General features: G+C 59.2%; 18 protein-coding genes and 1 tRNA gene. 18 read left to right on the top strand and 1 reads right to left on the bottom strand.

The features are described from left to right. The first annotated feature begins 7 nt into the window (after positions 1–7). The 8 genes from SynNOUM97013_RS02665 to SynNOUM97013_RS02630 all read left to right on the top strand — a co-directional run bounded on the left by SynNOUM97013_RS02665 (position 8) and on the right by SynNOUM97013_RS02630 (position 5,966). Positions 8–1,114 (top strand): 30S ribosomal protein S1, encoded by a 1,107-nt coding sequence (locus tag SynNOUM97013_RS02665; RefSeq protein ID WP_186480666.1) that lies wholly within the window; start codon positions 8–10, stop codon positions 1,112–1,114. A 13-nt stretch (positions 1,115–1,127) separates the two neighbouring features. Next, positions 1,128–1,922 carry an HAD family hydrolase gene (locus tag SynNOUM97013_RS02660; protein WP_186480665.1) on the top strand — a complete coding sequence of 265 codons (795 nt, stop codon included), beginning with the start codon at positions 1,128–1,130 and terminating at the stop codon, positions 1,920–1,922. Between the two features lie 40 nt (positions 1,923–1,962). Beyond that, the gene (gene metK / locus SynNOUM97013_RS02655) at positions 1,963–3,189 is read left to right on the top strand and encodes a methionine adenosyltransferase (RefSeq protein WP_186480664.1); all 1,227 of its coding nucleotides are present in this window, start codon (positions 1,963–1,965) and stop codon (positions 3,187–3,189) included. Between the two features lie 7 nt (positions 3,190–3,196). Then, on the top strand, positions 3,197–4,483 hold the full coding sequence (locus SynNOUM97013_RS02650) for an FGGY-family carbohydrate kinase (RefSeq protein ID WP_186481376.1): 1,287 nt from the start codon (positions 3,197–3,199) through the stop codon (positions 4,481–4,483). 147 nt (positions 4,484–4,630) lie between these two features. Next, positions 4,631–4,918: a DUF2470 domain-containing protein gene (locus SynNOUM97013_RS02645; protein WP_186480663.1), complete on the top strand. Its 288-nt coding sequence runs from the start codon at positions 4,631–4,633 to the stop codon at positions 4,916–4,918. Between the two features lie 55 nt (positions 4,919–4,973). Further along, a complete protein-coding gene (locus SynNOUM97013_RS02640) occupies positions 4,974–5,606 on the top strand; it encodes a ComF family protein (protein WP_255442911.1) in 633 nt (210 codons plus the stop codon). Positions 5,607–5,636: 30 nt separating this feature from the next. Then, positions 5,637–5,709: transfer RNA gene (locus SynNOUM97013_RS02635), tRNA-Phe, on the top strand. 17 nt (positions 5,710–5,726) lie between these two features. Then, on the top strand, positions 5,727–5,966 hold the full coding sequence (locus SynNOUM97013_RS02630; protein WP_186480662.1) for a hypothetical protein: 240 nt from the start codon (positions 5,727–5,729) through the stop codon (positions 5,964–5,966). Between the two features lie 24 nt (positions 5,967–5,990). Here SynNOUM97013_RS02630 and SynNOUM97013_RS02625 read toward each other — a convergent pair whose 3' ends face one another. Further along, the gene (locus tag SynNOUM97013_RS02625; RefSeq protein ID WP_186480661.1) at positions 5,991–6,452 is read right to left on the bottom strand and encodes a hypothetical protein; all 462 of its coding nucleotides are present in this window, start codon (positions 6,450–6,452) and stop codon (positions 5,991–5,993) included. A 145-nt stretch (positions 6,453–6,597) separates the two neighbouring features. Here SynNOUM97013_RS02625 and SynNOUM97013_RS02620 point away from each other — a divergent pair, with 145 nt between their 5' ends. The 10 genes from SynNOUM97013_RS02620 (at position 6,598) to SynNOUM97013_RS02575 (ending at position 14,238) form a co-directional block, all read left to right on the top strand. Further along, the gene (locus SynNOUM97013_RS02620; RefSeq protein WP_186480660.1) at positions 6,598–7,041 is read left to right on the top strand and encodes a hypothetical protein; all 444 of its coding nucleotides are present in this window, start codon (positions 6,598–6,600) and stop codon (positions 7,039–7,041) included. After that, complete coding sequence (locus SynNOUM97013_RS02615) at positions 7,038–7,640, top strand: phycobilisome polypeptide (RefSeq protein ID WP_186480659.1); 603 nt, start codon at positions 7,038–7,040, stop codon at positions 7,638–7,640. The genes SynNOUM97013_RS02620 and SynNOUM97013_RS02615 overlap by 4 nt, the downstream gene beginning before the upstream one ends. A 49-nt stretch (positions 7,641–7,689) precedes the next feature. Next, entirely contained in the window at positions 7,690–8,412 is a 723-nt protein-coding gene (locus SynNOUM97013_RS02610) for a phycobilisome rod-core linker polypeptide (RefSeq protein WP_186480658.1), read from the top strand. 5 nt (positions 8,413–8,417) lie between these two features. Further along, positions 8,418–9,104: a pentapeptide repeat-containing protein gene (locus SynNOUM97013_RS02605; protein WP_255442910.1), complete on the top strand. Its 687-nt coding sequence runs from the start codon at positions 8,418–8,420 to the stop codon at positions 9,102–9,104. Positions 9,105–9,277: 173 nt separating this feature from the next. Next, positions 9,278–10,162, top strand: a complete 885-nt coding sequence (locus SynNOUM97013_RS02600) for a phycobilisome linker polypeptide (protein ID WP_186480656.1) — start codon at positions 9,278–9,280, stop codon at positions 10,160–10,162. A gap of 132 nt (positions 10,163–10,294) precedes the next feature. Further along, positions 10,295–11,935 carry a phycobilisome rod-core linker polypeptide gene (locus SynNOUM97013_RS02595; protein ID WP_186480655.1) on the top strand — a complete coding sequence of 547 codons (1,641 nt, stop codon included), beginning with the start codon at positions 10,295–10,297 and terminating at the stop codon, positions 11,933–11,935. A gap of 103 nt (positions 11,936–12,038) precedes the next feature. After that, on the top strand, positions 12,039–12,773 hold the full coding sequence (locus SynNOUM97013_RS02590; protein WP_186480654.1) for a phycobilisome rod-core linker polypeptide: 735 nt from the start codon (positions 12,039–12,041) through the stop codon (positions 12,771–12,773). 121 nt (positions 12,774–12,894) lie between these two features. Continuing rightward, positions 12,895–13,065: a hypothetical protein gene (locus SynNOUM97013_RS02585; protein WP_186480653.1), complete on the top strand. Its 171-nt coding sequence runs from the start codon at positions 12,895–12,897 to the stop codon at positions 13,063–13,065. An 8-nt stretch (positions 13,066–13,073) separates the two neighbouring features. Further along, a complete protein-coding gene (locus SynNOUM97013_RS02580; RefSeq protein WP_186480652.1) occupies positions 13,074–13,613 on the top strand; it encodes a phycobiliprotein lyase in 540 nt (179 codons plus the stop codon). Between the two features lie 7 nt (positions 13,614–13,620). Beyond that, positions 13,621–14,238, top strand: a complete 618-nt coding sequence (locus SynNOUM97013_RS02575; RefSeq protein WP_370586443.1) for a chromophore lyase CpcT/CpeT — start codon at positions 13,621–13,623, stop codon at positions 14,236–14,238. Positions 14,239–14,246: the final 8 nt, after the last annotated feature.

Genomic DNA, 14,246 nt, shown 5'->3' with positions numbered 1-14,246 from the left:
TCGCTCCATGACTGTCACCCCCACAGATCCTTCCCAGGAATCTGCAGTGGACTCCGCTGAAGCCGTCGCATCCGCGCCAGACGCAGTGGTTGAAGGCGCAGCTGATCAAGCTGACTTCGGCACGGATGAAGACCTCAGCATTCCTGATGACATCCCGACTGCTGACGACCCCAGCAGCAGAGCTGCCAGCCGGGACATGGACAGCGCTGGCTTCACGCTCGACGAGTTCGCAGCGCTGCTCAGCAAATACGACTACAACTTCAAGCCTGGCGACATCGTCAACGGCACAGTCTTCGCGCTCGAATCGAAGGGCGCAATGATCGACATCGGGGCCAAAACAGCGGCCTTCATGCCTCTTCAAGAGGTCTCGATCAATCGTGTTGAGGGCCTGAGCGATGTGCTCCAGCCCGGAGAGATCCGGGAGTTCTTCATCATGAGTGAAGAGAACGAAGACGGTCAGCTATCGCTGTCCATTCGTCGGATCGAATACCAGCGCGCCTGGGAACGCGTGCGTCAGCTTCAAAAAGAAGACGCCACCATTTACTCCGAAGTGTTTGCAACCAACCGGGGTGGTGCACTGGTTCGGGTTGAGGGTCTGCGTGGATTCATTCCGGGCTCCCACATCAGCACCCGCAAGCCCAAGGAAGAACTCGTTGCTGACTTCCTGCCTCTGAAGTTCCTCGAGGTGGATGAAGAGCGCAACCGTCTCGTGCTGAGCCACCGTCGTGCGTTGGTCGAGCGCAAGATGAATCGCCTCGAAGTCGGCGAAGTTGTTGTCGGTACTGTCCGTGGCATCAAGCCCTACGGTGCCTTCATCGACATCGGCGGCGTCAGCGGTCTGCTGCACATCTCCGAAATCAGTCACGAGCACATCGAGACACCGCACTCGGTGCTCAATGTGAATGATCAAATGAAGGTGATGATCATCGACCTCGATGCGGAGCGCGGTCGGATCTCTCTATCGACCAAGGCACTTGAACCCGAGCCCGGTGACATGCTCACCGACCCTCAGAAGGTGTTCGATAAGGCCGAAGAAATGGCTGCCCGTTACAAGCAGATGCTGCTGGAACAGGCCGAGGAAGGCGAAGAGTCTCTTGGCTCAATGATGGTCTGAGGTGTTTGAGCCTGTGGCTCATCTCCAACTCAGGGGCCGTTCACTCGGCCCGGTGCAAGGGGTGCTGTTCGACAAGGACGGCACCCTTTCCCATAGCGAGCCTCGTCTGATTGCTCTTGCAGATGCTCGCATCACGGAAGCCCTGGAACGTTTCCAAGCGATGGGTGCATCCAAGAGCGAGCTCAGCGAACTCCACGACCTGCTGGCCAGAACCTACGGCCGCTGTGAGTCCGGCGTCACCCCTGACGGAACCCTGGCAGTGGCCTCTCGGCAACACAACCTGTTGAGCACGGCGACAGTGTTCTGTCAGATGCGGCTCGGCTGGCCACGCGCCCTGGTCTTGGCCGACGAGATGTTCGATGCGGTGGACCAAAACCATGAAGCCAAGAGCTCCACGGGGAACTCCACTGCACTCCTTCCAGGTGCTGCAGACATCCTGCGAGAACTCAAGGCAGCAGGTGTGGTCTGTGCCTTGATCAGCAATGACACCACAGCGGGGATTCAGGGCTTCATCGATGCACATCAACTGGGTGAGTGCATTACCGATGTCTGGAGTGCAGACAATCAACCCAGCAAACCTGATCCAGGAGCTGTGCACGGACTGTGCACAAAGCTGAATCTGAAGGCATCGCATTGCGCCCTGATTGGCGATGCCGATACAGATCTACTGATGGCACGACAAGCCGGAATCGGAATCACCCTGGGTTATGTGGCCGGGTGGCACCAATCTCCTCAACTCACAGCACATGAGCACCTGATTCACCGTTGGAGTGAACTCACGCTCGGAGGGCAGTCCAAGCAGTCCTGAGGCATCGACGCCTTACAGTCCCGGGCAATTACCGAAGGTCATGAGTCGATACGTCTTCACCTCCGAGTCCGTGACGGAGGGCCATCCCGACAAGATCTGCGATCAAGTCAGTGATGCCGTACTCGACGCCCTTCTGGCCCAGGATCCCTCCAGCCGCGTCGCCTGCGAAACGGTTGTGAATACCGGCCTGTGCATGATCACCGGCGAGGTGACGTCCAAGGCCCAGGTCGACTTCATTCGCCTGGTCCGCAATGTAATCAATGACATCGGCTACAGCGGAGCCCGGGCAGGTGGATTTGACGCCAACAGCTGTGCCGTTTTGGTCGCACTCGATCAACAATCCCCTGACATCGCCCAGGGTGTGAACGAGGCCGATGACCATGCCGGCGACCCTCTGGATCTCGTCGGTGCCGGTGATCAGGGAATCATGTTTGGCTACGCGTGCAATGAGACACCGGAGCTGATGCCCCTGCCCATCAGCTTGGCCCACCGCTTGTCGCGACGCCTCGCGGAAGTGCGCCACAACGGCACTCTCGAGTACCTGCTGCCTGACGGCAAGACCCAGGTGAGTGTTGTTTATGAAAACGACAAGCCGGTGGCGATCGACACCATCCTGATTTCCACGCAACACACTGAAGAGGTCGCCGGTATCAGCGATGAGCAAGGAATCCGCGAGCGAATCACCGAAGACCTCTGGACCCATGTCGTGGAACCAGCCACAGCGGATCTCGCTCTGAAACCGAACCGGGAAGTGACCAAATATCTGGTGAATCCCACGGGCAAATTTGTGGTGGGCGGACCACAAGGAGATGCCGGTCTCACCGGCCGCAAGATCATCGTCGACACCTATGGCGGTTATGCCCGCCACGGTGGCGGCGCTTTCTCCGGTAAAGACCCCACCAAAGTGGACCGTTCTGCAGCCTATGCAGCGCGTTATGTCGCCAAATGCCTTGTGGCGGCAGGACTGGCTGAACGCGCTGAAGTGCAGCTCAGCTACGCCATTGGTGTGGCCAAACCCGTTTCCATTCTTGTGGAATCCTTTGGGACCAGTGAGCTTGCGAACGACGCTCTCACTGCGCTGGTGCAGCAACACTTTGATCTGCGCCCTGGAGCCATCATCGAAACCTTCGATCTCCGGAACCTGCCGCAAAAACGTGGCGGACGCTTTTACCAAAACACTGCGGCCTACGGACACTTTGGCCGCAACGATCTGAAGGCACCCTGGGAAGACGTGGATGCCAAGGCAGCGGAACTGCGCAACGCCTGAAACCAGCATGGGCAACCCCCTGGTGCTCGGCATTGATCTGGGCACCAGTGGTGTGCGTGTCGCCGTTCTGAATGCGCAGCGGGACCTGCTGTTCAGCGAAGCGGTTGGTTATCCCAGAGGCTTGGAACATCCCGAGGACTGGGTCGCCGGATGCAGCCAACTGATCCAAGCCATTCCCAGCGCGGACAGGATGCGCCTGGCGGCGATGGCCGTCGATGGCACCTCGGGCACCCTTCTCGCCTGCAGCCAAGACGGCCAACCACTCGGCAACGCCCTGCCCTACAACTTGGCGTGCCCTGAACACATCTCCGCAGTTGCCGCACTGATTCCAAAGGGTGGGCCTGCGGCCAGTGCCAGCGGCAGCGTGGCGCGTGCTTTGCGCTTGATCCAGCAGCATCCGCAACCGCTGCTGCTCCGCCATCAAGCCGACTGGATCAGCGGCTGGTTGATGCAGAACTGGCGCTATGGCGAAGAAGGCAACAATCTTCGTCTCGGCTGGTGCCTGAACGAGAACAGGTGGCCCGAAGCCTTCCAAGACCTGCCCTGGAAGGAGGCCCTGCCCGAAATCCGTCCCAGCGGGACACCGCTCGGCACCATCGCACCTGCGCTAGCCCAACAGCTCGGCTTGCCTGAACAGCTGCAGGTGATCGCGGGCACCACGGATGCGAATGCAGCCGTGCTGACGGCAGATGCCGCAGAGGACGAGGGCATCACCGTGCTGGGGAGCACGCTGGTGCTCAAACGCTTCACGGATCGCCCCCTCAACAGTGGAGCTGGCACCTCCACCCATCGCGTCGGCGGCCGTTGGCTGGCGGGAGGTGCTTCGAACAGTGGCGGTGCTGTCTTACACCAGTGCTTTCCAGGCATCGATCTGGCAGAGCTCAGCCGTCAGATTGACCCTGATCGCGACAGTGGATTGCAGTTGCGTCCTTTGATCGGTCGGGGTGAGCGCTTTCCCGTGGATGCGCCCGAGATGGAAGCGGTGCTGACGCCGCGTCCAGTCAGTGATGCCCTCTACCTCCACGCTCTGCTCGAAGGACTGAGCCGGATCGAATGCCAGGGGTGGGCGAAGCTCACCGAATTGGGCGCACCGGCACCGAAACGCCTAGTCACCCTCGGCGGCGGAGCCCGCAATCCTCAATGGCGAAAGATCAGGGAACGCTTTCTGCAGCTGCCGATCCGCAGTTGTGCGTCGCCCCCAGCCGCAGGCGTCGCACGGCTGGCATTGCATGCTCTGCAACAGACGCGTGAACAATCCGTGATTTCCGAGGGAGAATCGCATGCGCCTTCATAAGCCCTTGCCGAACCGACTTCGCGACGCACTCGCCATCGGGCTGTTCATCGTGCTGGCCGGATACGTGGGATTCAGCGGTTTCCGCCTGGCCCTGCTGCTCTGGCAGCGTTTCAGCTGACCTGTTCCTCTCCACCCCAATTTTTTCCCATGGCCGCCGATCCGCTCACCCCCGCAGTCAGCGAACGCATCTGTCGTCATATGAACGACGATCACAGTGATGCTGTGCTGCGTTACGCCCATCACTACGGCGGTCTGACGGATGCCACCGCCGCCAAGATGTCGGAAGTGACCGCTGAAGCCATGATCCTGGATGTGAATGGTCAGCCGGTGAGCATCCGCTTCGATCACACCCTCACCGACAGCGAAGACGCCCATCGCACGATGGTCGCCATGCTCCGCGCCATGCCGGCACCTGCCGAAAGCGGGGAATCCTGACGGCAACCCCTGTTGCCATGACGTGCTGATTTCCCTGAAACGCTGCTTGAGCGATTTGCTCATTCAGCCAGTCTGCTGGCATTGCCAGACCCCCAATCCATTCACCACTGAGCAGGAAGGTCTGTGCCAGACGTGCTGGCAGAGCCTGGGGTTGAAAGCCTCTGGACTGAAGGGTCTCGAGCCACTGTCCTGGCATGCGGCCGGCTGGTACGAGGGTGCACTGAGGCGGATGGTTCTACGCCTGCGCATCACACCAGACTCCACTGTTCTGCACATCTTGTGCCGAGAACTGCGCAGCGCACTGTCGCAACATGCCCTGCTGATTCCCATCCCTAGCTGGAAAGCGAAATCCCGGGCCAATCACCTTCCGCAGTTGCTGTGCCGCAGCCTCCAGAAACCGTGCGTCCCTGTGCTCGAACGCAGTCGTCCCACCGTGGGGCAACACCACCTCAACCGCCGGCAGCGATTGCTCAATCAACAAGGGAGCTTTCAAGTGGTGAGGGAGCGCCTTTCATCGACTGGGCTGTTGGAAACACTCAGCTCAAACGCTGCGCAGGTGTGGTTGGTGGATGACATCGTCACGAGCGGAGCCACTGTCATGGCCGCCCGTGACGCCTTGCAAACCGCTGGAATCGTCACCCAGGGGGTGATTTGTCTGGCGAGAACACGCCTCAGCGTCACGCCGTGATTTAGGATTCGCGGGTCGCGCAGACAACGCGCCGGGATAGCTCAGTTGGTAGAGCAGGCGACTGAAAATCGCCGTGTCCCCAGTTCAAATCTGGGTCCTGGCATTTCGCTGAATCGCTCCTTGATCCCTGTTCCGATCAACGACGATCGCCAGTTCAACAACGCCGATGGTTTCGCCATGGTGTTTGATCCAGCCTGGCAACGCTGCCTCAAGGCAGGTGAACTCGACGACCAATCACTCGAGCAGCGGATCGAAATCGTGCTGACACACCTCAGCGACCACCCCTTTGTGCAATCCGAGCCAACGCAGGCTCGACAAGTGGCCCGTTTCCGCGTGCGTCTTCTGGATCTGAACAGTTGAATCCTGGTGGGCTGAGAAGGATCGTCAGGCGCTCAGCAGATCGATCTGATCCTCATCTCTCTCCTGGCTCACAGGCTCCTCGAGATGCTCGATTTGCGGATCATCCACGTACACCGTCTCAGTGGGATCAGCGTCGAGCTCGTGCTCCGACTCCATCAGGTCGTCCTCAACCGAGTCGTTGTTTTGAACGACAGCTAACACCGCGGGCTCATCAACGGCCTGGAGAGCGGTGGCAACCTCAGCCGGCATGTCATCCAGAAGGCCCTGGAGATGCTTCAGGCGATCACTGCTTTCGACCAACAATTGCTGGGAGTCAGCATCGTGTTCGGCGTGCTCAGGCGCAGCATCAAGAGAAGTCTCGATCTGCGCAAAGCGCTCTTCCAATGCCAGCAAGCGCAGCGTCAGCGATTCAGCAATGCCACTGACCGCATGCAGCTGACGACTGAGTTGCTGAACCATCGCGGAACTGGAGTCAGTTGCGGCCATGGGAAAAGCACCGGGTCGGCCTGATGGTATCGATCGTCCAGAACTTGTCCAGCGACGTCGTTTTCACCCATTTGTGGCAACACCTTCAGAGGCGTGAGATGTCTCCAAACAACACCGATACAGTTGGTTTGGCCTGAGTCGAGCGATGAACGAATCACCACAGGCGAGCCTCAGGTCCTTGATGGAGAATCTCGGGGAAGAGAACGAGCAGCTGCACACCATCGATCAGCACGTTCTCCGGCTGAACCTGAAACCCGATGATCTGAAGCTCTGGCAGGACACCTACGCCGCCATGCCGCAGCCAGGAAACATCCTCTTGGCCTGCGAAAGCGACAGCTGCGCCCTTGAGTCGACGCGACTGACCTGGGTGGTGGGAGCTGCCATTCGATCCGCCGACGTCGGATCGGCACTGGATGCAGGAGCGCTGTTGCAACACCTGGGCATCAGCTCCTCCCTCGCGGAGGCCATGCCTAAGCACTGCCCAGGCGTGGGTGGAGACATCGTCTGGGCGTTCTACCTCGAACGTCACGGCTGGCTGACCGCTTGCCCGGTGTTGCCCAACATTCCCTTGGGATCGGCGCAGCCGTGAACGCTGCAAGCGCAGATCAGATCAGAGCTTTGGCACAACGGGCCAAAGTGTGCGGTCTCGACCAGGACCCCACCATTGCCCTCGATCTGCGCCAGGTGATTGCGACGGCGAACCGCGATCAACGCTTGCTGAGCACTGAGGAATTGCAGCGCTGCTGTCAATGGTCAGGAGTGGACTGCGCTCCATTGGTCAGCCTTCAGGACCTCGTGCCTGCGCTTGTGGACCGATCACGGTCTGCGCTGCTGAGCGACGAGCCCGACCTGGTGAAACCTGGTGGCAAGCTCCACCCCCAGGAGCGAGCAGATGCCTGCTGGCGAGATTGTTTTCATTTCCTGCGCGTGAGCATCTATGGCATCGCCCTGAAGCGCACGGAGATCACCGATCGCGAAGGGATGGTGGCCCTGGCTGAGCTCTACAGCCTGCTGGATGTGCCCGTGCCGGCACTCTTACGAGCCCTGGCCCACCTCCGCCAGAACTCCATGCAGACCTACGCAGGCCTCAGCTCAGCCGACCACGCCAAGGCATTGGGGGAAACGCTCGAGCACATCAGCAACATGATTCGACACGTGATGAAGAGACACGAAGCCAATAATCTCTAGCGGGAGAAAAAGGCCGAGAATTTCCGTTATCAACTAAGCATTTCTACCGATGGCGCTTCAGCTACTGGAGTATCCGTTGACAAGCCAGAACCAGCGCGTTGGGGATCTGGGTGGCCTGACCTCCGAACTCAAAAGAGCAACCTTTCCGAGCCGCGACGATCGCAGCGCCCAAATCGAACAGGCCTACCGGCAGATCTTCTTCCATGCGATGAAATGCGACCGGGACGTCAATCTCGAGTCGCAGTTTCGTGATGGCAGCATCACGACCCGTGACTTCATCCGCAGCCTGCTGCTCTCACGGCGGTTCCAAGAAGGCTATGTCGCCTGCAGCACTAACTACCGCCTGGTTGACCAGGTGGTGGGACGGGTGCTGGGTCGTCCTGTTCATGGCCAGAGCGAGCGGATCAGCTGGTCGATCGTGATTGCCGATAAGGGGTTCAGTGGTTTCGTCGATGCCGTGCTCGACAGCGCGGAATATCTCGATGCCTTCGGCTATGACGACGTGCCGTGCCAGCGATCACGGGTGATCCCTGGTGCGCCGACTGGCGAAAAGCCGATCTACCAGCGCTTCCCCCGCTACGGCAGCGATCACCGAGACATGCTGTGGGAGCAGAAGCTGCAGACGAAGGACGCACTCAGCGAGCTTCCGGTCTGGATAAAAGAGCCACCTGCATGGGCCAAGAAGCTTTGGCTCGGCCTGGCCGTCGTGGGCGGCATCGAATTGCTCAGGGTCGTCTTGATCGTGGCAGGCTCGATGTACAGCACCCGTTGATTCACTTGACCGCATCGCTGCAACTGACCGACTGGACACCGTCCGAACTGAAGCGCCCTGAAGATCTTCAAGGTGCCTCGAAGGATGCCCGTGGTGCGGACTGGCGCGGACTTCGACTGGACAACCAGGACCTTCGTGACGCCTTGCTCTGCAGGGTCGACCTGCGCGGCACCGACCTGAGCAGCTGCCGACTGGACGGCGCTGACCTGCGCCTGGCTCGCTACGACGACAGCACGAAGTTTCCTGAGGGATTTGACGCACGTAGCTCTGGGGCGGTCGGCCCTGGCGCTCGGCTCAATGGCGCCTTTCTCAATGGGGCCGACCTGCGCGGCATGGACCTACGCGGCGCCAATCTGATGGGGACCTATCTCAGCGGAGCGGACCTGAGCGGCTGCCTGTTGGATGAGGTGAGACTGGTGGGCGCCGATCTACGCCATGCCGTTCTCCAAGGCGCACGCTGTCGGGGGGCACGCTTCAGCGGATGCCAGCTTGATTTTGCCGATTTTCGTGGAGCCGATCTCACCGAAGCTGGCCTTGAAGGCATTGAATCGATCGCAGGGGCCGACTTCTCACTCACCACAGGCCTGAAAGATCAGGTGGGAGTGCTTCAGAGCCACCCCTACACAGAATTGGATTGCTGGAACCCGATGACCCGACAGAACACGCGCGCATCCTTAGAAGATCTGCGCTGAAAAGGCAGCGACCAACTTGAAAGTCACCTTCGAAAATCAAAGCTGGCCCAAGAGGGGCTGAAAAAGTGACACGTCACGCAACATTCCCACACAATTGATTGAGGTTTATAAAGAAAGCTGCCATCGCTACCGCAGACATCTGACGATGGCTGCCGTAACAGACGGCGTTTTCCATGCCCTTCGGTCCTGCCTCCCTGCTCGGGGTTGAGCGTTTCTCCCAGGAAAGCGAAGCTCCTCTCGAGCTGATTCCGGGCGATGACGACGCCAGGAAAGAACAGATCATCCGTGCTGTTTACAAGCAGGTCCTCGGCAACGCCTACGTGATGGAGAGCGAGCGCCAGCTCGTCGCGGAATCCCAGTTCAAACTCGGTGAAATCAGTGTTCGTGAGCTGGTGCGTCGCATCGCCAAGAGCGAGCTTTACCGCGATCGCTTCTTTGACTCCTGCTCCCGCTACCGCTACATCGAGCTGGCCTTCAGGCACCTCCTAGGACGCGCACCCGTTGACTTCAACGAAATGCGCGCCCACGCCGAGCGTCTTGACAGCCATGGCTACGAGGCCGACATCGATAGCTTTCTCGACTGCGCTGACTATCAGGACACCTTCGGCGAGTGGACGGTGCCCTTCCAGCGCGGCTGGAAAACGGAATCCTGCACCACCCTGCAGGAATTCACCTGGAGCTTCCAGCTTCTGCGCGGCAACAGCAGCAGCAGCTTGAAGGGTGATCTTTCGGGCATCAGCAGCAAGCTCGGCGGCAATGCCTATCAGAACCGTCCGATGCCGGTGGTACCGCCCTCCTCTCTAGAAGCGCAGGGCTGGAGCTTCCGTCCTTCCACCAACCTCCAGGATGCTGCCAACCGCAACGGCGCTGGCGCAGGCGATCAGGGCAAGACCTACCGGATCGAAGTCACGGGTTACAAGGCCAACAACGTGCGTCGCATCTCGCGTTACACCCGCTCGAACCGGGTGTACTACGTGCCCTTCGACAAGCTTTCTGAGCAGTTCAAGCGCATCCACGCCGAGGGCGGCAAGATCGCCAGCATCACACCAGCGAATTGAGCGCTGACGCCTGTCCCTTCAACAGGCTGAACACTGATTGAAGCGAGCATCGGATGTTGCGCATGACATCCACACCTCGCTTCTCAGCCAACCAGGACACTCACTCCCACCTCTCCTCGCGAATCACTCACCATGTCTGCCTCCAAAGGTTTTGGCGCTGAATCCCTGAACGACGGACCGGTCTCCTTCAGCAGGAACCGCAACGCTGCGGCCAAGCCTGCGCTCAGCAATGGCGAATTTCTACGTCAGTCCTGCAGCACGATGAAGATCGCCATCGGGCCCCGCAATCACGAGGATTGCCCCCACGGCGTCACCGCTCAGCGCTATGCACCCGATGACGCAGCGGCGCTGGCCACGGCCATCAGCGCGGCCTACCGCCAGGTGTACGGCAACGCCCATGTGATGGACAACGAGCGCTCGGCTGAGCTCGAAGCCCAGTTCTGCAACGGCGAACTGAACGTGCGTGACTTCGTGCGCGGCCTGGCCAAGTCCAGCTTCTATCGCTCTCGCTTCTTTGAAGGCGTCGCTCCGCAGCGGGGAATCGAGCTGAACCTCAAGCACCTGCTGGGACGGCCACCGATCAATCAGGCTGAGATGTCAGCGCACATCGCACTGCTCGCTGACCGCGGACACGACGCCGTCGTCGATTTCATTGTTGACGGCGCTGAGTACGCCGAGGTCTTCGGTGATGACGTTGTTCCCTACACCCGCTCCTTCACCTCGGCAGCCGGAATTCCCAACAACAGCTTCGCCAACATGGCGGCGCTCGAGCGAGGCTTCGCCATCAGTGACAGTGCCGTTGGATCCAGCAGCCAGCTGAGCAATGTGCTGGCTCGCGGCACGAGCGCCTACATCGCCCTTCCTTCCGGTGCCCGTGGTGCCAGCGGAGGCGCGAGCCCTTCCGGCGGCGTCCGCTTTGCGCCCAAAAAGCGCACCAGCAGCGATGGTGGCGATTCCACCCCGATTCGCAACGATGCCTACGTTGGCTTCGGTCTCGGCCAACGCGAACAGGAAGTCTTCCAGCGCTGCCCTGCCGATACCGCTGATCAGATCAACGGTCTGATCCGTGCAACCTACCGACAGGTCATGGGCAACCCCCACCTGATGGAGTCGGAGCGTGCCATGAGCGCTGAAAGCAAGTTCGCCGAGGGCTATCTCAGCACCAGGGAACTGGTCCGTGCCATTGCGCTCTCACCCGAGTACAGCCGTCGCTTCTTCGAATGCAACGCGCCTTACCGTTTCGTCGAGCTCAATTTCAAACACCTTCTGGGTCGCGCACCCGGTTCGCAGGCCGAGCTAAGCGAGCACATCCAGATCCTGGCGAACGACGGCTACGAAGCCGAAATCAACAGCTATCTCGACAGCACCGAGTATCAGTCCACCTTCGGTGAAGACACGGTGCCCTACATGCGCATCCTCAGCGAACAGGGTCGTTCTCAGGTCGCCTTCAACCGCCATCTGTCGCTGGCCGAAGGCTATGCCGCCAGCGACGCGGTCACCAACAGCTCGTCACTGGTCACCTCCGTCGCCACCAACAGCGTGCCCAGCGGCTGGCGCAGCACCACCGTCCGCGCCAACCGCAACGGTGCCGTTGCCGGTTCCCCCTCGGCAACAACCAAGCGCTTCCGCATCGTGGTGCAGGCCCAGCCTCGCGGCGGTCGCCAGCGCACACCGAACGCCAGCTACCTGGTGAATGGCAAGGACATGACCAGCCAGATGAAGTACATCCACGCCCGTGGCGGACGGATTGTCTCCATCAGCGAAGTGATGTAATCCCTGCATCACGCACCGTCCACCTCCCCTCCCCCCAGCGGGTCTCTTCCAGACCTGATCTGCGATCCAGGCCCGCACATCGACGCACCCTTCCCCTCAACCCATGACTGCAACAGCCACGCTCGCCAGCACGGCCAATCTTGATCGTGAGCACGCAGGCGACATCATCCGCGCTGCCTATCGCCAGGTGTTTGGCAATCGCCATCTGATGGAGCTGGACCAGTGCCCATCGATTGAGGCTCTGTTCATCAATGGTGATCTGACCGTGCAGGGTCTTGTGACCGCACTGGCGCAGTCCGAGACCTATCGCCGTCTCTATCTCGAGACCAACAGCCCCTACCGGTTTGTTGAGTTGAACTTCAAGCACCTGCTGGGCCGTCCTCCCCGCGATCAGGCGGAAATCAGCGCTCACGTGAAGCTGCTGGCTGAAGAAGGTTTTGAAGCAGAAATCGCCAGCTACACCTACAGCGACGAGTACCTGAACAACTTCGGCACCGACAGCATTCCTTACGCACGCACCTCCCTCAGCCAGGTGGGCCAAAGCAACGTCACCTACCAACGCACCAAAGCGCTGGACACTGGATTTGCAGGCTTCGATCGCTCTGGCGACTCCGTGCTGCAAACCAGCGTGGCTTCCAACACCAATCCCACCGCTGCCGGTACGCGCAAGGTTGTTGGCGGTGGCAATTCCTTCACCATCCTCTGGACATCCCGCGTTCAGCTGGGTGCCGTGCGTCGCTCCTCGCAGCGCTCGGTTGTGAGCTACGGCTCACTGTCCAAAACCATCCAGAGCATTCAGGCTCAAGGCGGACGCATTCTTTCTATTGCGAACGCTTAAAGCTTGAGCTGGATTTCCCGATCCAGCCTGCTTTTTCAAGCATGATTGGTCCTGGCCGACACCAGGACCAATTTCCAGACGACCCACCAGGCGATCTGGAATTGCCCTTTGCAAAAAACAGATGCCGATCGTCCGCAACACCTCAAGCAAGCTTTCAGGTCAAACCCAGGGCTTTCAGGATTCCGTCGCAGGAGTTCCCATGGCAATGTCGCTGATGATTGACTCCATGGTGAACATGGTGCAAAACAATCGCAGCTCGGCCCCTTCAGCAAACAGCAAGCAGCAGGGTTGACAGCCTGAATGAGGATCGAATCATTCGTCTCACAAAGTGTGGGAAAATGGCGCTCGATGCGCTCTGGACATTCACTCGCCTTTCAGCAATTCGAGGACGTCCTCAGCGAGATTGAAATCAAGAGCACCGATCAAAGCGATCAAAGTGATATCAAAGAACTGATCGCATCCTCATCATTGGATAACAACGCAAGCTTTCAATCTGCGTTTCGGATGGAATGGGCTGCGGAAAGCGACTGGGAACCCGACGACCCCAGCGCAGTTTCTTCAGGAAGCTGCTTGCTGGTTCCCATTCCCGACAATGAAACCTCAGGACAATTAATTCGCAGTGTCGGGTATGCCGAATCCGAGCCTGCCATTTCGAAATACAGCTTTCTTGAAGACGGCACCTTTCTTCTGACAACGCAATACGAGCAGTCGATCGCGGAAGAACGCATTTGGTTCGTCTCAGAGCATGTGCGCTGCCGTTCATCAGTGCTGCGAACATCAGCAGGTTCTGGCGTGCTGCAAACATCATTCGCGTCAGAAGTTCGACGACTGACCCACTAATTCCAAGATGATGTTGAGTCAGATCGATCAAAACGCTCTTCTTGCGTTCGCCAAAACGCTTGCTGGCCATTACAGCAATTATGAGCAAGCGCGAAACAACCCAAAAGACTTTGCCCACATCAATATTTTTTTCAGGCCTCTCCCCTTCAGCCTACTCAACGCTCCAGGTTTCTATTCAGAACAGAGCTACAACCACGATCCATGGCGGCCCTACCGACAAGGCATCCATAAGCTCACTAGCAGTGATGATTGTTTTGTCGTCGAAAACTTCGGTTTCAGCGACCCCATCCGACTAGCTGGAGCTGGATCTCGGCCTGAGCTGCTCAACAGCTTGAATGTTGAGTCTCTGAAACCCCGTTGTGGCTGCGCCATGCATTTCAGAGAAATCGAACCCGGCCGATACCAAGGAGAAGTGGAGCCAGGGAAGAACTGCATGGTTCCCCGCGACGGCAAGTTGACCTATCTCGTCAGCGAAGTCGATGTCAATGCGACGACCTGGATCAGCCGGGACCGTGGTTTTGACCCTGAATCAGATGCACAATGTTGGGGATCCGAGCATGGTGCACTCCGATTCCAGAGAATGGCTCATCTCGGAAACGAACTCACACTTGACTGGCTTGGCTGATAGTGTTT

The organism is Synechococcus sp. NOUM97013 (assembly GCF_014279815.1).
In the GTDB taxonomy this organism is placed as follows: domain Bacteria; phylum Cyanobacteriota; class Cyanobacteriia; order PCC-6307; family Cyanobiaceae; genus Synechococcus_C.
The sequence above is the reverse complement of the archived record's forward strand: the minus strand, read 5'-3'. Positions and strand labels throughout refer to the sequence as shown.